At 70.5% G+C, this 21,169-nt stretch carries 23 protein-coding genes; 15 read left to right on the top strand and 8 right to left on the bottom strand.

Annotated features, from left to right (window positions below):
* The first annotated feature begins 56 nt into the window (after positions 1-56).
* Positions 57-470, top strand: a complete 414-nt coding sequence (locus tag ACFWV8_RS04880) for a hypothetical protein (RefSeq protein ID WP_384198013.1) — start codon at positions 57-59, stop codon at positions 468-470.
* Between the two features lie 42 nt (positions 471-512).
* Here the strand turns inward: ACFWV8_RS04880 and ACFWV8_RS04875 are convergent, their stop codons facing one another.
* A complete protein-coding gene (locus ACFWV8_RS04875) occupies positions 513-1,217 on the bottom strand; it encodes a response regulator (RefSeq protein ID WP_384198012.1) in 705 nt (234 codons plus the stop codon).
* Positions 1,214-2,485 (bottom strand): sensor histidine kinase, encoded by a 1,272-nt coding sequence (locus ACFWV8_RS04870; protein ID WP_384198010.1) that lies wholly within the window; start codon positions 2,483-2,485, stop codon positions 1,214-1,216. The genes ACFWV8_RS04875 and ACFWV8_RS04870 overlap by 4 nt, the downstream gene beginning before the upstream one ends.
* Before the next feature lie 132 nt (positions 2,486-2,617).
* Between ACFWV8_RS04870 and ACFWV8_RS04865 the strand changes: the two genes are divergently transcribed.
* Positions 2,618-3,562, top strand: a complete 945-nt coding sequence (locus ACFWV8_RS04865) for an ATP-binding cassette domain-containing protein (protein ID WP_384198008.1) — start codon at positions 2,618-2,620, stop codon at positions 3,560-3,562.
* The gene (locus ACFWV8_RS04860; RefSeq protein ID WP_384198006.1) at positions 3,559-4,419 is read left to right on the top strand and encodes an ABC transporter permease; all 861 of its coding nucleotides are present in this window, start codon (positions 3,559-3,561) and stop codon (positions 4,417-4,419) included. The genes ACFWV8_RS04865 and ACFWV8_RS04860 overlap by 4 nt, the downstream gene beginning before the upstream one ends.
* Positions 4,420-4,443: 24 nt before the next feature.
* On the opposite strand, the gene ACFWV8_RS04855 is transcribed toward ACFWV8_RS04860, so the two are convergent.
* On the bottom strand, positions 4,444-5,232 hold the full coding sequence (locus ACFWV8_RS04855) for an SDR family NAD(P)-dependent oxidoreductase (protein WP_384198004.1): 789 nt from the start codon (positions 5,230-5,232) through the stop codon (positions 4,444-4,446).
* Between the two features lie 114 nt (positions 5,233-5,346).
* Between ACFWV8_RS04855 and ACFWV8_RS04850 the strand changes: the two genes are divergently transcribed.
* The gene (locus ACFWV8_RS04850) at positions 5,347-5,940 is read left to right on the top strand and encodes a TetR/AcrR family transcriptional regulator (protein WP_384198002.1); all 594 of its coding nucleotides are present in this window, start codon (positions 5,347-5,349) and stop codon (positions 5,938-5,940) included.
* A gap of 139 nt (positions 5,941-6,079) precedes the next feature.
* Complete coding sequence (locus tag ACFWV8_RS04845) at positions 6,080-8,452, top strand: FG-GAP-like repeat-containing protein (RefSeq protein WP_384198000.1); 2,373 nt, start codon at positions 6,080-6,082, stop codon at positions 8,450-8,452.
* 220 nt (positions 8,453-8,672) lie between these two features.
* On the opposite strand, the gene sodN is transcribed toward ACFWV8_RS04845, so the two are convergent.
* Entirely contained in the window at positions 8,673-9,068 is a 396-nt protein-coding gene (gene sodN / locus ACFWV8_RS04840) for a superoxide dismutase, Ni (protein WP_189105510.1), read from the bottom strand.
* A gap of 151 nt (positions 9,069-9,219) precedes the next feature.
* Here sodN and sodX point away from each other — a divergent pair, with 151 nt between their 5' ends.
* On the top strand, positions 9,220-9,639 hold the full coding sequence (gene sodX / locus ACFWV8_RS04835) for a nickel-type superoxide dismutase maturation protease (protein WP_384197998.1): 420 nt from the start codon (positions 9,220-9,222) through the stop codon (positions 9,637-9,639).
* Here the strand turns inward: sodX and ACFWV8_RS04830 are convergent.
* A complete protein-coding gene (locus ACFWV8_RS04830) occupies positions 9,543-10,175 on the bottom strand; it encodes a CGNR zinc finger domain-containing protein (RefSeq protein WP_329381695.1) in 633 nt (210 codons plus the stop codon). The two genes, sodX and ACFWV8_RS04830, sit on opposite strands and share 97 nt — an antisense overlap.
* Positions 10,176-10,255: 80 nt before the next feature.
* On the opposite strand from ACFWV8_RS04830, the gene ACFWV8_RS04825 reads away from it, so the two are divergent.
* Complete coding sequence (locus ACFWV8_RS04825; protein WP_384197996.1) at positions 10,256-11,077, top strand: class I SAM-dependent methyltransferase; 822 nt, start codon at positions 10,256-10,258, stop codon at positions 11,075-11,077.
* 56 nt (positions 11,078-11,133) lie between these two features.
* Here the strand turns inward: ACFWV8_RS04825 and ACFWV8_RS04820 are convergent, their stop codons facing one another.
* Genes ACFWV8_RS04820 through ACFWV8_RS04810 form a run of 3 tightly spaced genes read right to left on the bottom strand, consistent with a single transcriptional unit; the run spans position 11,134 to position 13,860 of the window.
* Positions 11,134-11,925, bottom strand: coding sequence for an amino acid ABC transporter ATP-binding protein (locus ACFWV8_RS04820; protein WP_329381692.1), 792 nt, complete (start codon positions 11,923-11,925; stop codon positions 11,134-11,136).
* Positions 11,922-12,869, bottom strand: a complete 948-nt coding sequence (locus ACFWV8_RS04815; RefSeq protein ID WP_384197993.1) for an amino acid ABC transporter permease — start codon at positions 12,867-12,869, stop codon at positions 11,922-11,924. The genes ACFWV8_RS04820 and ACFWV8_RS04815 overlap by 4 nt, the downstream gene beginning before the upstream one ends.
* A gap of 28 nt (positions 12,870-12,897) precedes the next feature.
* Complete coding sequence (locus tag ACFWV8_RS04810; protein ID WP_384197991.1) at positions 12,898-13,860, bottom strand: ABC transporter substrate-binding protein; 963 nt, start codon at positions 13,858-13,860, stop codon at positions 12,898-12,900.
* A 535-nt stretch (positions 13,861-14,395) separates the two neighbouring features.
* Here ACFWV8_RS04810 and ACFWV8_RS04805 point away from each other — a divergent pair.
* The 8 genes from ACFWV8_RS04805 to ACFWV8_RS04770 all read left to right on the top strand — a co-directional run bounded on the left by ACFWV8_RS04805 (position 14,396) and on the right by ACFWV8_RS04770 (position 21,088).
* Positions 14,396-15,643 carry an NADP-dependent malic enzyme gene (locus tag ACFWV8_RS04805; RefSeq protein ID WP_329381683.1) on the top strand — a complete coding sequence of 416 codons (1,248 nt, stop codon included), beginning with the start codon at positions 14,396-14,398 and terminating at the stop codon, positions 15,641-15,643.
* A gap of 387 nt (positions 15,644-16,030) precedes the next feature.
* Positions 16,031-16,576 carry a hypothetical protein gene (locus ACFWV8_RS04800; RefSeq protein ID WP_384197989.1) on the top strand — a complete coding sequence of 182 codons (546 nt, stop codon included), beginning with the start codon at positions 16,031-16,033 and terminating at the stop codon, positions 16,574-16,576.
* A 174-nt stretch (positions 16,577-16,750) separates the two neighbouring features.
* Entirely contained in the window at positions 16,751-17,332 is a 582-nt protein-coding gene (locus tag ACFWV8_RS04795) for a phosphoesterase (RefSeq protein WP_384197987.1), read from the top strand.
* Positions 17,329-18,885: an alkaline phosphatase D family protein gene (locus ACFWV8_RS04790; RefSeq protein WP_384197985.1), complete on the top strand. Its 1,557-nt coding sequence runs from the start codon at positions 17,329-17,331 to the stop codon at positions 18,883-18,885. The genes ACFWV8_RS04795 and ACFWV8_RS04790 overlap by 4 nt, the downstream gene beginning before the upstream one ends.
* Positions 18,886-18,968: 83 nt before the next feature.
* Entirely contained in the window at positions 18,969-19,931 is a 963-nt protein-coding gene (locus ACFWV8_RS04785; RefSeq protein WP_384197983.1) for a zinc-binding dehydrogenase, read from the top strand.
* 10 nt (positions 19,932-19,941) lie between these two features.
* A complete protein-coding gene (locus ACFWV8_RS04780; RefSeq protein ID WP_384197982.1) occupies positions 19,942-20,277 on the top strand; it encodes a hypothetical protein in 336 nt (111 codons plus the stop codon).
* Positions 20,278-20,327: 50 nt separating this feature from the next.
* Positions 20,328-20,537, top strand: coding sequence for a helix-turn-helix domain-containing protein (locus ACFWV8_RS04775; RefSeq protein ID WP_069630502.1), 210 nt, complete (start codon positions 20,328-20,330; stop codon positions 20,535-20,537).
* Entirely contained in the window at positions 20,537-21,088 is a 552-nt protein-coding gene (locus ACFWV8_RS04770) for a Clp protease N-terminal domain-containing protein (RefSeq protein WP_384197980.1), read from the top strand. Before ACFWV8_RS04775 ends, ACFWV8_RS04770 begins: the two co-directional genes overlap by 1 nt.
* The last annotated feature ends 81 nt before the right edge of the window (positions 21,089-21,169 follow it).

Raw genomic sequence — 21,169 nt, 5'->3', positions numbered from 1 at the left:
TCACCTTTTTCGGTTTCTTCCCGGGACGGCGGTCCCGGTAAGAGGAGCGAGCTGACTTGCGATCACGACGGCACAGGACGACGCGTACGGGTGTGGTGGGGCTCGCGGTCGCGGCATTGGCCGCCACCGCGTTCACGGTGCCCGCCCAGGCATCCTCGGGCGGTAGCGGCGGTAATGGCGGTAGCGGACAGACGGCGGGCCGTCCCGCCGGGCAACAGCTCGCCCCGAAGCAGCTGAAGGCGATGAAGACGACGGTCTTCGACTCCGGCTACGGCCTCGGCATCGAACAGCTCACGGCGAGCTGCGGGACCGAGGTGTGGGGCCATGGCGGCGGCTGGATCGGCTCGCTCTCGTACGCGGCGACGACCGGCGACGGCGGTCATGCCTTCGCCGTCAACCTCAACGGGGACTGGAGGTCCGACGGGGTGGGGGCGGTGATGGAGGCGGAGTTCTGCGGCGCCGCCGACTGACGGGCGCTCACGCGTGGGGCGGTGGGGAGGCGGGTCCGTGGGTCAGCCGGGCGGGCCTACGAGTCCCGTCTCGTAGGCCAGGATGACGAGTTGGACCCGGTCGCGGGCGTCGAGTTTGGCCAGCAGGCGGGTCAGATACGTCTTGGCGGTGGCGACGCTGATGGACAGCTCGGCAGCGATCTCGGTGTTGGACAGACCGCTGCCGACAAGGACCAGGACCTCGCGCTCGCGGTCGGTGATGCCGGTGATCGTCCGCCGGGCCGGGGCGGACACGGGGCGGCCCGCGAACTCCTTGATCAGCCGGCGGGTGACGCTCGGGGCGATCAGGCCGTCGCCGCTCGCAACCACCCGGATCGCGGCGAGGATGTCGTCCAGCGCCATGTCCTTGACGAGGAAACCGGCGGCTCCGGCGCGCAGCGCCCCGTAGACGTAGTCGTCCTCGTCGAATGTCGTCAGGACGATCACATGTGTGCTGCCGGGACCGGCGGTGATCTGCCGGGTGGCCAGGATGCCGTCCGTGCCGGGCATCCGGATGTCCATCACCACGACGTCGGGGGCGAGTTCGGCGACCAGGCGGACCGCATCGGCGCCGGTGCCGGCCTCGCCGACGACGTCGAGGTCGGGCGCGTCGGTGATGACCATGCGCAGCGCGGCGCGTACGAGCGGCTGGTCGTCGGCGAGTACGACGCGTACGACCCGTACGGGGGCCGGGCCGCCCGGGGCCGCCGCCGTGCTCTCGTCGGTCACAGGACCCCCGCGGGCAGAGACAGGGGCGGCGCCGGCACCGGCAGCGTCGCCGTCACCCGGAAGCCACCCTCGGGGCGCGGTCCGGCCGAGAAGTCGCCGTGCAGCAGCGCCGCGCGCTCGCGCATACCGACCAGGCCCCAGCCCGTGCCCGTACCGCCGCGTGGGCCGCCGTGCCCGTCGTCCGTGATCTCGATGGACAGCCCGCCGCCGGTCCGGCGGTCGACGGTGACGCGGCAGGAGGGCGTGCCCGCGTGCCTTACGACGTTGGTGACCGCCTCCTGGATGATTCGGTACGCCGAGATGTCGATCTCCGGCGGGAGCGGGCGCGGTTCGCCGAGCCACCGCACGTCGACACGGACCCCGGCGGCGGTGGTCGTAGCGGCCAGCCGGTCGACGTCGGCGAGACCGAGCGCGGGGTCGAGGGGGGCGGGGTCGAGCGGCGGGGGATCGAGCGGCGCGGAGCCGGAGGGCGGCGCGACGTCCTCCGGCTCCGCCTGGCGCAGCGCCCCGAGCATCCGGCGCAGCCCCGCCAGCGTCTCGCGCCCGGCGGCCTCGATGCTGCTCAGCGCCTCACGCGCCGCGACGGGCTGCGTCTCGATGACGCGCGCCGCCGCGCCCGCCTGGAGGGCGATGATGCCCATGCTGTGCGCGACCGTGTCGTGCATCTCGCGTGCGATCCGCAGCCGTTCGGCGGTGACCGCCCGCGCCGCCGCCTGGACGCGGGACTTCTCCGCGTACTCCCGTGCCTGGTACGTGGAGTTGCCGATGAGCCAGGCGATGACCGCCGTCATACCCACGGCGATCTCGGCCGACGTGCCCACATTCCATCCGTGCAGCAGCCGCAGGCCCAGAAAGCCGGCCAGTGTGCCCAGTGCCATGGCGAGAGCCACGACCCCGGTCCTGCGCGGCCGGGTCGAGGCGACGAAGAACAGCGCGAGATCGACCGCCAGGAACTGCGCGAGCGGGATCTCGCCCACGCTCAGTGTCGTCGTCGCGAGGGCGGAGGCGAAGAGCAGCTGCGCCATGGCCGTCAGCGGCCGGCGCGGCAGTCGTCGCCCGCCCACGACCGCCAGGACGGTGGCGAGGGCCAGCGTGATCAGCCCGTCCCACCGGTAGAGGAGGACGCCCGGCTGCACGGCGGGATCCTGCTCGCCCGGCAGCCTGATGCGGATGAGGAAGGTGAACACCGCGCCCGCCGCCCACACGAGGGCGATCCAGACGCTCGGCTGTACCCGCTTGAGCAGGGGCATCGGCGGCATGGCGTGCATACGCCGATCGTAACGACGCGGGCCGGGCCGGTCGTCGGACCGTGGTTGTACGACCCTGGCCGACTGCCCGATGCGGGATTGTCGGCGCCGGTCCGACGACGGACGGGGGAGCGCGCCGCCACCGTTGGGCGGGTGATCGAAGTCAACGAACTGACCAAACGCTACGGCGCGACCACCGCCGTCAAAGACCTCAGCTTCACGGTCCGCCCAGGGCTCGTCACGGGGTTCCTCGGGCCCAACGGAGCCGGCAAGAGCACCACCCTGCGGATGATCCTCGGCCTGAACGAGCCCACCGGCGGATCGGTCACCATCGACGGACGTTCCTTCCGGGAGCGCCCGCGCGGGCTGCGCCATGTCGGCGCGCTGCTCGACGCGGGCGACGTGCACGGCGGGCGCACCGCCGCCGCGCACCTCGCGGCGCTGGCCCGCGGCAACCGCATCCCGCGGGCGCGGGTCGACGAGGCGCTGCGGGAGGTCGGGCTCACCGGGGCCGCCCGGCGCCGGATCGGCGGGTTCTCGCTCGGGATGAAGCAGCGCCTCGGCATCGCGGGCACCCTGCTCGGCGATCCGCCGGTGCTGCTCTTCGACGAGCCGCTGAACGGACTCGACCCGGAGGGGGTGAAGTGGGTGCGGGGGCTGTTCCGGCGGCTGGCCGGGGAGGGGCGCACGGTGTTCGTCTCCAGCCATCTGATGACCGAGATGGAGAGCACGGCGGACGAGTTGGTCGTCATCGGCCGGGGTGAGCTGATCGCGGCGGAGGGCCTGGCGGAGTTCGCGGCCCGTGGCACGCGGTCGAGCGTGCGCGTAGGGACCCGGCAGGGCGCCGAGCTGACGGAACTGCTGACGGCCGAGGGTGCGGACGTCACCCCGGCGGGCGGCGACGGGCGGGGTGAACTGCTCGCCGTGACCGGCCTGAGCAGCGAGCGCGTCGCCGAGGTCGCCTTCCAACACCGGATCATGCTGGGTGAGTTGACCGCCGGCCGGTCCTCCCTGGAGGAGGCGTTCATGGAACTCACCGCCGACAGCGTCGAGTACGGCGCGCGGCCCGCCACCCCGGAACCGGGGACGACGCGATGACCACGGTGTCCACGCCGCCAGCCGCCCGCGCGACGGCCGCCGAACCCCCCGCCCGTTTCCGGGACCTCCTCGCCTCCGAGTGGCTCAAACTGTGGTCCCTGCGCTCGACGGTGCGGGCGTACGTGCTCGGCACGCTCGTCGTCCTCGCGTTCAACGTGGGTGCCACGTACGACCGTTACCGCTACTGGACCGAGCACAACGCGGCCGACCGCGCCGACTTTGTCGCCGGCGGGATCGCGCTCGCGTACGCCTACACCACCAACGCGGGCACCCTCATGATGCTCACCGCCGGTGCCATCGGGGCCGTGGCGATCACCGGTGAGTACAGCACCGGCCTGATCCGTACGACGTTCGCCGCCGTCCCCGCCCGCCGTTCGGTGATGGCGGCCAAGGTGTGTGTGCTCACGACGGTCATGACGGTGTTCGGGGCGGTGACCGCCGCCCTCTCGTTCTGGCTGTCCCAGGCGATCCTGGCGCGCCACGACGCGGGGGTGTCCATCGCCGACCCGGGGTCCTCGCGGGTGGTCGTGGCCTCGGCGCTGCTCGCGCCGGTGTGCGGGCTCGTCGGGATGGCCCTCGGGGTGCTGCTGCGGCACGGGGCGGCGACGGTGGTCACGGTCGTCGTGGTGCTGCTGGTCGTGCCGCTGGTCTTCGCCGACGACCGCCACTGGGCGGCCGTGGTGGACCACGCGCTGCCCAGCAGCGCGTGGATGCGCCTGGTCGACATCCGTTACGGCACCGGGGGAGCCGGGATCCCGTTCCCCTGGACGGTGGGCGGGGCGTGGACCGTGTTCGCGCTGTGGGCGCTGGGGGCGGCGGCCGTGGCGGTGTTCGCGACGCACCGCCGTGACCAGTGACCGGGCCTCCCGCAGTGGGGCGGGTCAGACGGTCTTGACCGCGCCCCCGTCGATCAGGTGGTCGGCCCCGGTGGTGCTGCCCGCGAGGGGCGAGGCGAGGTAGGCGACAAGGGCGGCGACCTCGTCCGGCCGGACGAGACGACCCGTCACCATCCCCGTGGCGGCGGGGAGTTGGGCCAGGAGTTGCTGGTGTTCCACGCCCATCGACCGGGCCAGCCCGGCACCGTATCCCTCGGGGCTCTCCCACATGTCCGTACGGACGGCGCCGGGCGAGACGGTGTTGACCCGCACGCCCTGCGGCCCGAACTCCTCGGCCAGTGCCTTGCCGAACGCGGTCAGCGCCGCCTTGGACGTGGTGTACGGGACGGGGCCCGCGTGCGGTGTACGGGCGCCGTTGGACGAGATGTTGACCACTGCGCCGCGCCGCTCGACGACATGGGGCAGCGCGGCGCGGGTGGTGCGTACGGCGGCGAGGAAGTTCAGGTCGAACACCTGCTGCCACTGCTCGTCGGTGAAGGTGAGGAAGCCGCCGGTGTGCCCTTCCCCGCCGTCGCCGCCACCGACGTTGTTGACGAGCACGTCGATGCCGGAGAGCTCGGCCGCGGCCTGCTCGATGAGCCGAGCGGGTCCGTCGGCGGTGGAGAGGTCGACGGGTATCCCGACGGCCCCCGTGGCCTTGAGCTCGGGAGTCGGATTCCGGGCGGCGGCCACGACGCGCATGCCCTCGTCGACGAGCGCGGCGACGGTGGCCAGCCCGATCCCGCGGCTCGCACCGGTGACGACGGCTGTCCTGCCGGCCAGTTGCAGATCCATTGCGTGCTCCGATGCTCGGAAAGATGAGTCACTGCCGATACCAAAACACTAATACATGCATCACATATGTTGCAACTAATCAGGGAACGGCAACCGCGGCGTACTCTTCTTGTCATGGTCGAGCAGAAGAACCCCAAGCCCCTGCGGGCGGACGCGGAGCGGACCGTACAGACGATCCTGACCGCCGCCGAACGCGTGCTGAGCGCCAGTCCGGCGGCGACGATGGAGCAGATCGCCGAGGCGGCGGGGGTCGCCCGTACGACGGTCCACCGGCGTTTCGCGACCCGCGAGGCCCTGGTCGACGCGCTGAGCGCGTGGGCGACACGGCAGTTCCACGACGCCGTGGTGAGCGCCCCGTTCACCGCCCCGCCGCTCGTCACGCTCTACCAGGCGACCGCCAACGTCCTGCGGGTGAAGATCAGTTGGAACTTCGCGATGAGCAGGACGACCCCGCACGACCCTGAGGTGGCCCGGATCCACGCCGACGTACTGGAACGCTGCGACGCCCTGTTCCTGCGCGCGAGGGACGCCGGAGTCCTCCGCCCTGACGTGGACCTGCTCTGGGTCCGGCAGGTCTACTACGCCCTGATCCACGAGGCGGCCCAGACCAACTCCCCGTCCGACGACACGGACGCGCTGGCCACCCTGGTGGTGGACACCCTGCTACGGGGCGCCGGCGGCCCGGCGGCCTCACTCACCCACCGGTAACCCCCACGGCGCCGCCACCACCCACAGAGGTGTTCACCGGGCGTTCACGCCACCCTTGTCGGGGCTCGAAACGATCTCCTCATTTGATGGGGAGGTGCGCGTGAACACGCGAAGAACGACTGGCCGTACGGCCTTGATCATGTCCATCATGGTCGCTTTGATGGTCGGCCTGATACCTGTGGCGTCGGCGATGCCGGCGACGCGAACAGCGGCGGCGGAGCCGCTCCTGGCCGCGCCTGCCGGTTCGGTGGGAGAGTTTTCCCTGGCGGTGGCGGGGGACGAGTCGGTCACCCTGTCTCTGGAAGCGTCCGACTTCGACCCGGACCGGATGCGCCGGGTTCTCGACGAGACCCAGAACCGCAACCCGCTCCTCAGCGATACCTTCCGCGAGGACTTCGAGGCGAATTCGAGCGGCACATCCGGGGGTGGTGTCGGCACCGGCGACTGGATCGACTTCGACGGGGAACTGTCGATGACGGCGACCGGTATCGCGCTGCGCATCGACGGCGGTGAGCCGCTGATGGACGTCGGGTTCTGGGAAAGTGTCGGGGCCTCGGCCGCGGGGGCGCTGGCCGGGCTGGTGGTGCGGGCCGGCTGCATCGGCTTCTTTCCCGAGGCGGCCGTCATGTGCGTCTCCATCGGCGGCTTCGTCGGCGGGCTGACGCGGGGAATGATCATCCAGGCGATCGAAGGCACACTCAAGGACGGTGAGGCATGGGCCAAGACGCTCGCCGGTGCGCTCATTCTGGCCGCCGGCGGAGCCGCCTGGGAGGCCGGGGTCAAGGACTGGTCCAAGGAGGTGCTGCCCGCTCACATCGAACGTCTGGGGGCGGCGCTCGTCCGGTTCGGTGAGAAGCTGTCCGCCGGGTGGGGCGTCCTCAAGGCGGGCTGCGTGACGGCGGGCCAGTTCCTGGCGGAGGTCGGCAGGCACCTCGCCGACGCGGTCTCCCGGGTCCACATCCCGGTCGCCTTGCGGGTCATGCCGCTCGGAGACTCGATCACGTACGGTGTGGAGAGTTCCGACGGGAACGGCTACCGCGACGAGTTGTACAACTACTTGCAGGGCAGCGCGCCCAGCGTCGATTTCGTCGGGTCGGTGCGGTCCGGCACGATGAGTGACCGCGACAACGAGGGTCATCCGGGCGACCGGATCGACGAGATCGCGGGCTTCGCGTTCTGCAGCGTGCCTCGTTACCAGCCGAACTTGATCACCCTGCACGCGGGCACCAACGACATGAACCAGGAATACAAGCTGGCCACCGCGCCCGACCGGCTCAGGAAGCTGGTGAACCAGGCGCTGGCGGATTCACCGCGTGCCACGGTGCTGGTCGCCCAGCTCATCCCGACCGGCAAGGCCGGGCTGCAGTCGCGCATCGACGCCTACAACGACGCGCTGCCCGACATGGTGGAGGACCTGCGACGCGAGGGCAAGCACGTCCTGTCGGTGGCCATGGCGCGGGTCGAGGTCAGTGACGGGCTGCAGAACGACGCCCATCCGACGGACGCCGGCTACGCGAAGATGGCCGACGCCTGGTACGACTCCGTGCTGGAGGCGAACGCCCTGGGCTGGCTTGAGACGCCGTCGGCGGAGCAGGCTCCCGCCGACTGCAACCCGGCGGACTCGGGCATCGGGACCGGCGACCCCGGGGACTCCGGGGTGGGTGACAGTGGAACGGCTCTCGGCGAGGGCTGGCGCGCGCTGGGCGTGATCGCCCCCGGATACGGCACCCGGGAGGGCCGCACGGTCATCACCGAGCTCAACGGTGACCAGCGGGCCGACTACCTCCAGGTCCGCGACGACGGCAGCTTTCGCGCCTCGGTGAACACCGTCGGCACACCCGGCCAACCCGACTGGGTGGCCGCGGGCACGTACAAGCCGGCGGACGGCGTCCACGGGGACCAGGTGCGGTTCGCCGACCTCAACGGGGACGGACGCGACGACTACCTTGTGGTGAGCCCCGAGAGCAAGGTACGGGCCCACATCAACTCTCCCGGACCGGACGGCAAGCTCAAGTTCGTCGAATGGGGGGTCGTGTTCGACGAGGAGGCGTTCAGCCGCGACAACCTCCGGTTCGCTGACGTCACCGGCGACGGACGTGACGACATCCTGCGGGTCGGCGCGGAGGGCGCGGTCCACGTGTACCAGAACCAGTGGGACCCCGCCGGCGGGCAGGTCAGCGACAAGCCGACTCCCCCGGAGTGGCCGCTGTGGCTCAACTGGGCCGGAGGAACCCGCGGCTCGTCGCTGGAAGCCGTCCGGTTCGCCGACGGCGACGGCGACGGCCGGGCCGACTATCTCCAGGTCGGCCTCGACGGCACGGTGCACGCCTTCCTCAACCGCGGCGGCGGAGGCAACGGCAGCTTCGAGGCCCGCTACAACTGGGCCAACGCGTCCAACTACCCCCGGCCGTACGTCCAGTTCGCCGACATCAGCGGCGACGGCAAAGCCGACTACCTCGCCGTCTACGACGGCGGCACGGTCCGCGCCTGGCTCAACCGCGGCGGCAACTAGGTCCTGTACGGAGTGCGGCGCGGCGTGAACTGCGCTATGACGAATGGGAGTTGACCGGACCGTTCCTGCGGACAGGCAGGAACGGTCCACCACCCCGCCCGCGGCAAAAAGGTCCGCACCCGCTCCGGCAGGGTCGCCTCTCTCGGCGGTCTGCGGATCGGGTGCGGACTGGTAAGCGATACGACCCGCGAGACCGCGGGTCTGGCAGCCTGGGTAAAGATCAGGCCTTCTTGGTCTCCCAGAAGATCTTGTCGACCTGGGCGATGTAGTCCAGCGCCTTCTGGCCCGTCGCCGGGTCCTTCGACGCCTTCGCGGCCGACAGGGCCTTCAGGGTGTCGTTGATCAGCTGGTGCAGCTCCGGGTACTTCTCGAAGTGCGGGGGCTTGAAGTAGTCGCTCCACAGCACCGAGACGTGGTGCTTCGCGAGCTCGGCGCGCTGTTCCTTGATGACCGTGGCGCGGGCCTGGAAGTGCGCGTCGTCGTTACCCGCCATCTTCTCCTGGACGGCCTTGACCGACTCGGCTTCGATGCGGGCCTGGGCGGGGTCGTAAACGCCGCAGGGAAGGTCGCAGTGGGCGCTGACCTTCACCTTGGGGGCAAACAGGCGGGAGAGCATTGAGCTGTCCTTCCTCGTGATCGTCTTCTCAGGTGGGACATTACTCCGTGAGAAGCCGGATTTCGCGTGTGCCCCCTAGGGCTTAGGACAAAAGTCCGGGGTCGGATCGGGACCGGACGGCCGAACGTACCGTGGGACCGGGAGGTGTGGGATGACGGAGCACGGGCGGGAGCCGAGGGCGCTGTTGGGGATCGCGGAGGTGTCCGGGCCGTCCATGTATCCCACCCTCAAGCAGGGCGATCAGCTGCTGGTGCACTACCGCGCACCGGTCAAGGCGGGGGACATCGCCGTGCTGAAACATCCACTCCAGCAGGACCTGCTCATCGTGAAGCGGCTGGTCCAGCGGCGTGACGGCGGATGGTGGGTGCTCGGGGACAATCCCGGGGCCGAGGGCGACAGCCGGGTGTTCGGCACCGTCCCCGGTGAGCTCGTGCTCGGCCGGGTGCGGGCCCGTTACCGGCCGCGTGCCGAGGATCAGCGGTCCGTGGCCGGGGCGCTCGCGTGGGCCTTCTCGGCACTGCGGCCCGTGCTGTCGGACCGTTCCGTCTCCAGGCGTTTACGGGCCCGGTAGGCGGCCACGTTGGCCCGGGTCGCGCAGCGGTCCGAGCAGTAGCGGCGCGAGCGGTTGGTCGAGGTGTCGAGATAGGCGTTACGGCACGGCGCCGCCTGGCACAGGCCCAGCCGGTCCACGCCGTACTCCGTCAGATGGAACGCCAGCCCCATCGCGGCGATCGCCGCGAACCCCGCGGTCGCGTTCGACGGGTGCTCCGCCAGATGCATGTGCCAGCGCGGGTGCCCCTCGTCGTCGAGGAAGTCGTGGCCCGAGATCTGCGGGCTGACGGGGAACTCCAGCAGCAGCGAGTTCAGCAGGTCGACGGCGTGCGTCGCCTCGCCCGCGTCCGCCGCCGCGAACACCGCGCGCAGCCTGCCGCGTACGGAACGGAAGCGGGTGACGTCCGCGTCCGTGGCCCGGCGCGAGGCCTGGGTGGAGGACCCGCCGAAGAGGGCGCGGACGGCCTCGACCGAGGTCAGCGTGTCCGTACCGCGGGCCGGTTCCTCGGTGTTGACCAGGCGTACGGCGTAGTCCGAGTAAGAGGCCAGTTCCACTTGTAGTCCTTACGGCAGCGGTCTAGGGTCGGTGTAATAGCTGGTCTTGCTGACAGGGTATTACGGAGCGGAGGGTTTCGATGGTGGACGCGGGGACGGAGCCGGGGACCGGGGCGGCGGACACGGGCAGCGCGGTGGGCGGGGCGCCCGCCGTGGGGCGGGCCGAATGGCGTGCCTGGCAGGACAGCTGGGACCGCCAGCAGGAGTGGTACATGCCCGACCGCGAGGAGCGCTTCCGGGTGATGCTCGACATGGTCGAGGCCCTGGTGGGGCGGGAACCGAGGGTGCTCGACCTGGCGTGCGGTACGGGAAGCATCAGCGACCGGCTGTTGCAGCGGTTCCCGGCGGCGACAAGCACCGGCGTCGACCTCGACCCCGCGCTGCTCGCCATCGCGGGCGGCTACTTCGCCGGCGACACCCGCCTGACCCTGGTGCGGGCCGACCTCAAGGACCCCGGCTGGACGGCGAAGCTGCCGTACGAGTCGTACGACGCCGTCCTCACCGCCACCGCGCTGCACTGGCTCCACAGCGAGCCGCTGGCCGTGCTGTACGGGCAGATCGCCGGACTCGTCAGGCCCGGCGGCGTCTTCATGAACGCCGACCACATGACGGACGGCGGCACGCCCCGTATCAACGAGGCCGAGCGCGCCCACCGGCACCGGGAGATGGACCGCGCCAAGGAAGCGGGCGCCCTCGACTGGGCCGAATGGTGGAATCTCGCCGCCAAGGACCCGGTGCTCGCCGGGCCGACCGCCGAGCGGTTCGCGATCTACGGCGAGCACGCGGACGGGGACACGCCCTCCGCCGAGTGGCACGCGAGGACGCTGATGGACGCGGGCTTCGGCGAGGCGCGGGCGGTCTGGTCCTCGCCGTCGGACTCGCTGGTCCTGGCGCTGAAGTAGCCGGGCAGCACGGAGGGGGGTGACGGACCGAGGCCCGTCACCCCCCTTCGCGACAGCTACAGCACCTTCGACAGGAACGACTTCGTCCGCTCGTGCTGCGGATTCGTCAGCACCTCGCGCGGATGGCCCGACTCCACGACCACCCCGTCGTCCATGAACACCAGCGCGTCCCCGACCTCACGCGCGAAGCCCATCTCGTGCGTCACGACGACCATCGTCATGCCGTCCTCGGCGAGATCACGCATCACGTCCAGCACATCGCCCACCAGCTCCGGGTCGAGCGCCGACGTCGGCTCGTCGAAGAGCATCAGCTTCGGCTCCATCGCCAGCGCGCGGGCGATGGCCACGCGCTGCTGCTGGCCGCCGGAGAGCTGGGACGGATAGCCGCCGGCCTTGTCCGCCAGCCCCACCCGGTCCAGCAGCTTCTCGGCCCGCGCCCTCGCGACCGCCTTCGGCTCACGGCGCACCTGCATCGGCGCCTCCATGATGTTCTCGATGGCCGTCATGTGCGGGAAGAGGTTGAAGCGCTGGAAGACCATGCCGATGTCCCGGCGCTTCAGGGCTACTTCGGCGTCCCGCAGCTCGTACAGCTTGTCGCCCTTCTGGCGGTAGCCGACCAGCTCGCCGTCGACGTACAGCCGCCCGGCGTTGACCTGCTCCAGATGGTTGATGCAGCGCAGGAACGTCGACTTGCCGGACCCGGAGGGCCCGATCAGACAGAAGACCTCGCGCGGCGCGACCTCCAGGTCGATGCCCTTCAGCACATGCGCGGGACCGAAGGACTTGTGTACGCCCTCGGCCTTCACCATCGCGGTCGCGCCGTTCGTCGTCTTCGCGATGGCGGTCATGCCGTGCCTCCGTTCGGGCGGCCCAGGGAGAAGAGACTGGCCCTGACTTTCTGGAACGGGGTCTGCGGCAGGGTGCGCAGCGAGCCGCGCGCATAGTGCCGCTCCAGGTAGTACTGGCCGACGCTCAGGACCGAGGTCATCAGCAGATACCAGGCGGCGGCGAGGAAGAGCATCTCGACCGGGGCGCCGGACGTCTGCCCGATGTCCTGCGCGTATCTCAGCAACTCGTAGAACTGCACCGTCGCCACCAACGACGTCGTCTTCAGCATGTTGATGACTTCGTTGCCGGTCGGCGGCACGATCACCCGCATCGCCTGCGGGATCACGATGCGGCGCAGCGTCTTGGCGTGGCTCATGCCCAGCGCGTGCGACGCCTCCGTCTGGCCCTCGTCCACCGAGAGCAGACCGGCGCGGCAGATCTCCGCCATGTACGCGGCCTCGTTGAGACCGAGACCGAGCAGCGCCGTCAGGAACGGCGTCATGAAGCTGGCCCAGTAGTCCTTGTAGATCGGCCCGAGGTTGATGTACTCGAAGACCAGGCCCAGGTTGAACCAGACCATCAGCTGGACGAGGACCGGCGTACCGCGGAAGAACCAGATGTACGACCAGGCGATGGACGACATCACCGGGTTCTTCGACAGCCGCATCACCGCGAGGACGATGCCGCCGACCACACCGATGGCCATCGACAGGATGGTCAGGATCATCGTCTGGCCGACACCCTTGAGGATGCGGTCGTCGAAGAAGTAGTCGGGTACGGCGCCCCAGTTGATCTTTCCCTGGGAGAACGCGTAGATGATCGTCGCCAGCAGCGCGAGCGCGACGACCGCGCTCACGTACCGCCCGTAGTGCCGGACCGGGATGGCCTTGATGGCCACCGGTCCGGCGGGTCCCGATGGTGGAGCGTCGGAGGGACCGTCCGACTTCGATACGTCAACAGACACGGGTGCTGCCTTTCGGAGCCGGGTGCGATCAGGTGCCGGCGTTGATCGTGGCTTCCTTGACCGCGCCGGCGTCGACGCCCCACTTCGCGATGATCTTGTCGTACTCGCCGTTGGCGATGATCGCGTCGAGCGCGGACTTCAGCGCCTTGCTCAGCTCGTCGTTGCCCTTGGCGACCGCGATGCCGTACGGGGCGGCCTCGATCTGCTCGCCGACGAGCTGGAAGTCGTTGCCGCCGCCCGAGGTCTTCACCGCGTACGCCGCGACCGGGAAGTCCGACGAACCGGCGTCGGCGCCGCCGGCGCGCAGCCGCGTCTGGGCCAGCTGGTCGTTGTCGAACGCCTGGATCCCGATGGCCTTCTTGCCGTCGTCCGTGCACTTCTTCGACTCGGCCTTGGCCAGGTCGTGCGAGACGGTGCCGCGCTGGACGACCATCTTCTTGCCGCAGAGGTCCGACCAGGCCGCGATGCCCTTGTCGTCGCCCTTCTTGGTGTAGATGGAGACACCGGCCGTGAAGTAGTCGACGAAGTCGACACCCTCGCCGACCTTCTTGCCGGTCTCGGAGTCCACGCCGTCCTGGCGGGCCTTGGTGTCCGTCATCGCCGACATCGCTATGTCGTAGCGCTTGGAGCGCAGACCCGTGAGCAGCGTGTCGAACGTGCCGTTCTCGAACTCGAACGTCACGCCGAGCTGCTTGCCGAGCGCGTCGGCGATGTCCGGGTCGATACCGACGGTCTTGCCCGCGTCGTCCTTGAACTCGACCGGCGGGTACGCGATGTCGGAGCCCACCTTGATGACACCCTTGTCCGCGATCTCCTTCGGCAGCTGGTCGGCCAGCGGCGCGCTCTTCGTGGAGGCGGCGGGGTCCTTCTTGCCGTCGTCGGTCTGGTCGCCACAGGCGGTCAGCAGCAGCGCGCCGGCGACCGCGAGCGCGCCGACCGCGGCGATCCGGGACTTCCCGGCGGTGGTACGACTGGTGAGGCTGGCGGTCATGATGAGGATCCTCCGGCGGACGAGGGAATTACCACGCGGTGGGCACGCGCCATCGGGTGTCGCGACCGTGTGTGACTGATTAGGGCATCTTGCCATTCGGACTGGGCCGTTCAGGGACCTCGTCATGTCAAAATCGGATAACGGGTCACCCCCGTCCACCGGCAGACCGGCACATCGAGACCGGACCATCTACTGGAGTGCCTTCTTCCGGCCGGACAATCTCCGGTCCGTCCCGCTCCTCCAGGCGGTTTCGTGTCGTGCGGCGGAAGTGTCCTGAAACTCCGCTATGAGTCATGTCACCGCGTGTAGAAGGTTTCATGGGCGACCCGCCGACCCGGCCCGTCCGGTATGAAGGACACCAACACCCCTCATCCGGGGCTCAGGGCGCGTGTGCGGTGCGCCCGGCGCGTACGTACCTCCTCCTGTTCGGCCTTCCAATCGCCGATAACAGGTCATGTACGCGGTGCCCGCCCACCCCTCCCTAACCCAGGAGTGGACACCCTCAACTGATGAAGAGAATTAAGGGGTCAAGAACATGGCAGCGGAGATCGTGAATCCTCGCAGCGAGAGTGAGAGCGAAAGCGCCCGGGACGCCGCCGGTGACGGTGTCGGCGACGACGCCACCGACGAGCCCTTCGATCCGGCCTTCGCGCTCCACCGCGGCGGGAAGATGGCCATCCAGGCCACCGTGCCCGTCCGCGACAAGGACGACCTGTCCCTCGCGTACACGCCGGGCGTCGCCAAGGTGTGCACGGCGATCGCGGAGAACCCGGACCTGGTCCACGACTACACCTGGAAGTCGCAGGTCGTCGCCGTCGTGACCGACGGGACCGCGGTCCTGGGGCTGGGCGACATCGGTCCGGAGGCGTCGCTCCCCGTGATGGAGGGGAAGGCGATCCTCTTCAAGCAGTTCGGCGGCGTCGACGCGGTGCCGCTCGCGCTGGCCACGACCGACACCGACGAGATCATCGACACCGTCGTGCGGCTCGCGCCGTCCTTCGGCGGCGTCAACCTGGAGGACATCTCGGCGCCCCGCTGCTTCGAGATCGAGCGCCGGCTCCAGGAACGGCTCGACATCCCCGTCTTCCACGACGACCAGCACGGCACGGCCGTCGTGACGCTGGCCGCCCTGCGGAACGCGGCGAAGCTCACCGGGCGCGAGCTCGGCGAGCTGCGCGCGGTCATCTCCGGGGCGGGGGCGGCGGGGGTCGCCATCGCGAAGTTCCTGCTGGCGGCGGGGATCGGGGATGTGTCGGTCGCCGACCGCAAGGGCATCGTCAGCCCGGACCGCGACGACCTGACGGACGTCAAGCGCGAGCTGGCCGAGATCACGAACCACGCGGGTCTCTCCGGCTCGCTGGAGGCCGCGCTCTCGGGCGCGGACGTCTTCATCGGCGTCTCGGGCGGTACGGTCCCGGAGCCGGCGATCGCGTCGATGGCCCCCGGGGCGTTCGTCTTCGCCATGGCCAACCCGAACCCGGAGGTCCACCCGGACATCGCGCACCAGTACGCGGCGGTGGTGGCGACGGGGCGCAGCGACTACCCGAACCAGATCAACAACGTGCTGGCGTTCCCCGGGATCTTCGCGGGCGCGCTCCAGGTGCGGGCGTCACGCATCACGGAGGGCATGAAGATCGCGGCGGCGAACGCACTGGCGGACGTGGTCGGTGACGAACTGTCGGCGGACTACGTGATCCCGTCCCCGTTCGACGAGCGGGTGGCCCCGGCGGTGACGTCGGCGGTGGCGTCGGCGGCACGCTCGGAGGGGGTCGCACGGCGCTGAGCCACGTTGCCGCACGGGCCGTCTCTCCCTGGTGGGTGGGGCGGCCCGTTGCGGTTCGCGTGCAGCGGGGTCGCCTCCGGCGCGGGTCCGCCTCCGGCGGGGTCGGTGGTGCGGGTCCGCCTCCGGCGGGGTTCGTGGTGTGGGTCGGTTGCCGGGTGCCGCTCCGGGGTCATGCCCGGACGGCGTGATTTACGCCGCGTGCAACGCTCGTTGGACCCGGGGGAGCCGGGTTGTCCACGCGACACAAATCAGCCTGAGTGTCCGGACACGACCCCTGCACGTCCCCCTTCCAACGCGCGGTCTGCCCTGGGCTCGGGAACCGTTCCCCCCCGATCCTGCGTGAGCACTTGATGTGCTGTCCGGTGGTGAGGCGAAGCGGAGGACCCCATGAAAGCGCGGACGATGGCGAGCGCGGCGGTATCGGCATGCGTGGTGCTGGTGACGTGTGCGTGCGGTCCGGAGAAATCGGCGGAGGACGCGGACACGAAGCCGTCGCAACCGGCCGCGTCCACACCGGCGGAGAAGCCCTCGGAGAAGCCGTCGATCACGCCGTCCGCGACCCCGACCGGCGACCAGCCCGCGCCCAGGACGATGGCGGGCGCGATCGAGCGGTACGAGGAGTTCCTCCACGCCGTAGGCCGCGAGGACATCGACACGGTTTGCGAGGTGGCCGGGCCCGCGGCGAAGCAGGCCGAGGACCAGGGGTTCGGCCCGTGCACCACGACGTTCCAGATCACGTTCCAGATGATCCCGCCGGAGAAGAAGAAGGCGCTTCAGACCGCGACGGTCGACCCGCAGCGCGTCGTCGAGCTGGCGGCCGACAAGTTCGAGATGCCCGTGGAATCGGTCAAGTCCTCGGTGACGTTCGGAGAGGAGGAGATCGGCAGCTCCACCATGGAGTACCTCAAGAACGACTGGTACGTCACCGACTGAACCCAACATCGGGTCCAACGACCTTGCACGCGCCATAAATCACGCCGTCCGGACATACCCCTCCGGAGGCCCCGAACCCCGCCCGCAACCGACAACCGCAACCTAACAGCCCCCACCCATTCACCCGCGCCTGGTGGGATCCTCGCGCTCAGGATCCACGAACAGGAGGCGCTAGTGAATCTGCTTGTCAACGGTGACGCCGAGAAGGGACCCGGTGGCACCGCCGAGCCGGTCGGGAGTGTTGTCGGGTGGGGCGTACGGAAAGGCGCGCCCGCGCTCATCGGATACGACGTCGGCGACGGCTACCCCACGCCCGCCGACCCCGGCCCCGGCGCCGCCGCCGGGGCGCGGTTCTTCGCCGGGGGGAACAGCCCCCTCACCACACTGGTGCAGGAAGCGACCCTGCCCGCCCACGGAGCCACCGGGCACGGTCCCGTCGACGCCGGGCGCGTCCGGTACGTGCTGAGCGGCTGGCTCGGCGGGTACGCCGGGCAGGAGGACGGCGTCAGGTTGTCCGTCGAGTTCCGGGACCGCGCGGGCAACCCCCTCGCGCTCTCCGTACTCGGCCCCGTCACCGCCGCCGAACGCGGCCACGCCACGGCCCTGTTGGAGCGCCGCGCCGAGGCGGCCGTACCGCCGGGCGCCCGGTCCGCCCACGTACAGCTCTCGTTCACGCGCAGTGGCGGGGGCACGTCGAACGACGGCTACGCGGACCAGATCTCACTCGCCCTCACGGCCTCGGGAAGGCACAAGTGACCCTCAACAGACGTGATCTGCTCAAGGCCGCCGGCGCCGCGGGCGCGCTCAACGCCGTCTGGCCCCTGACCGCCGGGCTCTCGCCCGCGCAGGCCCGCGAGGCCGCGGAGGCGCTCGGATCGACGTACGACAACGCGCCGTTCACGCTCGGCGTCGCGTCCGGCGACCCGCAGCCCACCAGCGTCGTGCTCTGGACGCGCCTCGCGCCCGAGCCGTTCGCCGAGCCGGGCGAGCAGAAGCTCGCCGAGGTCGTCGACGTCCGCTGGGTCGTCGCCGAGGACCGCGCCCTGCGCCGTGTCGTCGCGCGCGGCACCGTCCCCGCGTCCGCGACGCTCGCGCACAGTGTGCACGTGCCGGTGGGCGGTCTGCGCCCCGGCCGTACGTACTACTACGCCTTCACCGCGCTCGGCAGGACGAGCCGCCTGGGCAGGACCCGTACCGCGCCCGCCGGTCACGTCCGCTCCGCCCGCTTCGCCACCGCCAACTGCCAGAACTACCCGCAGGGCCACTACGCCGCGCTGCGCGCCCTCGCCCGCGAGGACCTGGACTTCGTCATCCACCTCGGCGACTACATATACGAGCACGGTCCCGAGGGCAGTGACATCCGCGACCACAACGGTCCGACGATCCTCACGCTCCAGGACTACCGGGTACGCCACGCCCTCTACAAGGGCGACGCGTCGCTGCGCGAGGCGCACGCCGCGCACCCCTGGTTCCTCACCTGGGACGACCACGAGGTCGCGAACGACTACAGCGGTACGGGCGGCGGCGCCCCGTTCATGCGGCGCCGGGCCGCGGCGTACCAGGCGTGGTACGAGCACCAGCCCCACCGCGGCGCCGGCGAGTCCGTGCTGCCGGACATCGACATCCACCGGGTGCGCCGCTGGGGTGACCTGCTGGAGCTGGCCGTGCTCGACCTGCGGCAGTACCGGTCCGCGCAGAACATCCCCGGCGGCACCATCCTGGGCGCCGACCAGAAGGCGTGGCTGAAGAAGACCGTCGACCGCGCGCCCGACAGCTGGCACATCTGGGCCAACTCGATCATGCTCAGCCAGCTGCGCGGGCGTCCCGGTGGCGGCTTCATGTTCACCGACCAGTGGGACGGCTTCCTCGGCGAGCGCAAGGAGGTGCTGGAGCACGTGCGCACCAGCGGCCTCGAAGACCTCGTGGTCCTGACCGGTGACTGGCACTCCGCGTTCGTCGACGACATCCGGCCGGATTACGACAACACCGAATCGCCCGTCCTGGGAACGGAGTTCACCGCGCACTCGGTCAGCTCCAGCGCCTACGACGCGCCGTGGAACGCCGCCAACGGTCCGCTGATGGGCGCGGCGAATCCGCACCTCCAGTACTTCGAGGGCAACCGTTACGGCTACGACGTGTACGAGGTCACGCCGGAACGGTTCAGCACCCATATGCGGGTCATCGGCGACCGCCGCGATCCGGCGTCCCCCGTCTCCACCCTGACCACCTTCCATGTGGACCGGGGCACGGCGGGCGCGTACGAGGACCCGGCGACGAAGTCGTCGCCCGCGCAGTACCGCAGGGACTGACGCGCGGCCCGGAGCGGAGGCGGGACCCGCCTCACACGCGTGTGTGGTTCCGCGCGTACCGCCTCCGCTCTAGGGTCAAGGTCATGTTCGCCGCCTACGCAGCCCGCATCGACAGGGACCAGCCCATCAACGGCCTTGAGTTGGGCGACCGCCCGGCTCCGGAGCCGCGCCCCGGCTGGTCCACCGTGACCGTGAAAGCCGCCTCGCTCAACCACCACGACCTCTGGACCCTGCGCGGGGTCGGTATCACGGAGGACCGGTTGCCCATGATCCTCGGCTGTGACGCCGCCGGGATCGACGAGGAGGGCAACGAGGTCGTTATCCACTCCGTCATCGGACAGACCGGCCACGGCGTCGGCCCCCGCGAGCCGCGCTCGATCCTCACCGAGCGCCACCAGGGCACCTTCGCCGAACAGGTCTCCGTCCCCACCTGGAATCTGCTGCCCAAGCCCGCGGGGCTGAGCTTCGAAGAGGCCGCCTGTCTGCCGACCGCCTGGCTGACCGCGTACCGGATGCTGTTCACCAACGCCGGCGTACGGCCCGGGGACTCCGTCCTCGTACAGGGCGCGGGCGGCGGTGTCGCGACCGCCGCGATCGTCCTCGGGAAGGCCGCCGGGATGCGGGTGTACGCCACCAGCCGCGACGAGGCCAAGCGCAAGCGCGCCGTCGAACTGGGCGCCACCGAGGCGTTCGAGCCCGGCGCGCGGCTGCCGCAGCGCGTGGACGCCGTCCTGGAGACGGTGGGCGCCGCGACCTGGTCGCACTCGGTCAAGTCCCTGCGGCCCGGCGGCACGCTGGTGATCTCCGGCGCCACCAGCGGCGACCGCCCCTCGCACGCCGAACTGACCCGGATCTTCTTCCTGGAGCTCAGGATCGTCGGCTCGACGATGGGCACGAAGGACGAACTGGAGGACCTGCTGTCCTTCTGTACGACGACGGGCATCCGCCCGGTCATCGACGCCGTCCTGCCGCTCGACCGGGCGCGCGAGGGCTTCGAGCGGATGAGCGCGGGCGATCTGTTCGGCAAGATCGTGCTGACCCGCTGAGGAGGGTGCCGTGAACGAGCTGCTGCCCTTACTGGTGGTCGTCGCCTGTCTGGCGCTGGTCATGGGCTTCTTCGGCCTGCTCGCGCTGCGCGTGCGACGCCGGGGCAGCGCGGGCGCGGCGATCACCGCGGCCATGGCCTCGTACGACGAGGCGTTCCGGGTGACCGCGCACGACGCGCACTACGAGATCCAGGCGGCGGCGGAGCGGCAGCTCCCGCTGCCCTCGCCCGACGATCCGGACCACCGCCGCGCCACCGGCCTTGGCCCGTCCGGGCGTTCGCCCTCCGGGCGTCCTGCCCGCCGCCGCTCCGTACTGCGGCGCTGGGCGTGGCGCCTGCGCGGTTGAGTTGTCAATTTTGGTTGACGGGATCCGTTTGTCAACGTAGATTGACAGTCATGACCGATGCAACGGATCTCGCCGAACGGGCGGGCGACCGCGATCCCCGCGTCGGGCTGCGAGCTGTCGCCGCGCTGCGGCGGCTGCTCGAACAGCTCGAAGCCGTCCAGGTGCGCAGCGCACGGAACCAGGGCTGGTCGTGGCAGGAGATCGCGGCCCAGCTCGGTGTCAGCAGGCAGGCGGTACACAAGAAGTACGGGAGGCAGTGATGTTCGAACGGTTCACGAAGGGTGCGCGCGCCGTGGTGACGGGCGCTGTCGCCCAGGCCGAACGCACGGCGTCGCCCCAGGTCACCGACGAGCACATGCTCCTCGCGCTGCTCGAATCCGAGGGGACGCGATCGGCGTTCGCCTTCGCCTCGCTCGGCATCCTGGACCGGCGCGACTCGGTCGAGGCGGGGCTGGCGGACGCGCGGCGGCGGGGCGGGATGTCGTCGGCCGATACGGCGGCGCTCGCCGGGATCGGGATCGACGTCGGCCAGATCGTCTCGAAGGTCGAGGAGGCGCACGGCGCGGGCGCGATGGGGGCGCGGGGGGCGGTGAAGCGGGGCTGGACGTCCCACCGGAAGTTCGCGCCCACCGCGAAGAAGACGCTGGAGCAGTCGCTGCGGGTCGCACTGGGTCGCGGCGACAAGGAGATCACCGACGGCCACATCCTGCTGGCCCTGACGGCACGGCCGGGAGTGGTGTCGGACGTGCTGGCGGACCACGGGGGGACGTACGTGGCGATGGAACGGGCGCTGTTCGGGGAACGCGAGTAGAGGGGTGCCGTCCGGCGGTTCGCGGGGTTGTCGGGTTGCGGGTGGCCGCTCCGGGCATGACCCCGGAGCGGCACCCGGACA

The organism is Streptomyces sp. NPDC058665 (assembly GCF_042714995.1).
Classification (GTDB): Bacteria; Actinomycetota; Actinomycetes; order Streptomycetales; family Streptomycetaceae; genus Streptomyces.
Note: the sequence above shows the minus strand (reverse complement) of the source record. Positions and strands in the feature narration are given on the sequence as shown.

Excerpts from the sequence above, each read along its gene's own strand:
- ACFWV8_RS04855 (WP_384198004.1), bottom strand. The coding sequence starts at position 5,232 with ATGGATCTGCAACTGGCCGGCAGGACAGCCGTCGTCACCGGTGCGAGC.
- ACFWV8_RS04805 (WP_329381683.1), top strand. The coding sequence starts at position 14,396 with ATGGCAGCGGAGATCGTGAATCCTCGCAGCGAGAGTGAGAGCGAAAGC.
- ACFWV8_RS04845 (WP_384198000.1), top strand. The coding sequence starts at position 6,080 with ATGTCCATCATGGTCGCTTTGATGGTCGGCCTGATACCTGTGGCGTCG.
- ACFWV8_RS04770 (WP_384197980.1), top strand. The coding sequence starts at position 20,537 with ATGTTCGAACGGTTCACGAAGGGTGCGCGCGCCGTGGTGACGGGCGCT.
- ACFWV8_RS04820 (WP_329381692.1), bottom strand. The coding sequence starts at position 11,925 with ATGACCGCCATCGCGAAGACGACGAACGGCGCGACCGCGATGGTGAAG.
- ACFWV8_RS04775 (WP_069630502.1), top strand. The coding sequence starts at position 20,328 with ATGACCGATGCAACGGATCTCGCCGAACGGGCGGGCGACCGCGATCCC.
- sodX (WP_384197998.1), top strand. The coding sequence starts at position 9,220 with ATGACGGAGCACGGGCGGGAGCCGAGGGCGCTGTTGGGGATCGCGGAG.
- sodN (WP_189105510.1), bottom strand. The coding sequence starts at position 9,068 with ATGCTCTCCCGCCTGTTTGCCCCCAAGGTGAAGGTCAGCGCCCACTGC.
- ACFWV8_RS04850 (WP_384198002.1), top strand. The coding sequence starts at position 5,347 with ATGGTCGAGCAGAAGAACCCCAAGCCCCTGCGGGCGGACGCGGAGCGG.
- ACFWV8_RS04810 (WP_384197991.1), bottom strand. The coding sequence starts at position 13,860 with ATGACCGCCAGCCTCACCAGTCGTACCACCGCCGGGAAGTCCCGGATC.
- ACFWV8_RS04825 (WP_384197996.1), top strand. The coding sequence starts at position 10,256 with ATGGTGGACGCGGGGACGGAGCCGGGGACCGGGGCGGCGGACACGGGC.
- ACFWV8_RS04785 (WP_384197983.1), top strand. The coding sequence starts at position 18,969 with ATGTTCGCCGCCTACGCAGCCCGCATCGACAGGGACCAGCCCATCAAC.
- ACFWV8_RS04860 (WP_384198006.1), top strand. The coding sequence starts at position 3,559 with ATGACCACGGTGTCCACGCCGCCAGCCGCCCGCGCGACGGCCGCCGAA.
- ACFWV8_RS04800 (WP_384197989.1), top strand. The coding sequence starts at position 16,031 with ATGAAAGCGCGGACGATGGCGAGCGCGGCGGTATCGGCATGCGTGGTG.
- ACFWV8_RS04870 (WP_384198010.1), bottom strand. The coding sequence starts at position 2,485 with ATGCACGCCATGCCGCCGATGCCCCTGCTCAAGCGGGTACAGCCGAGC.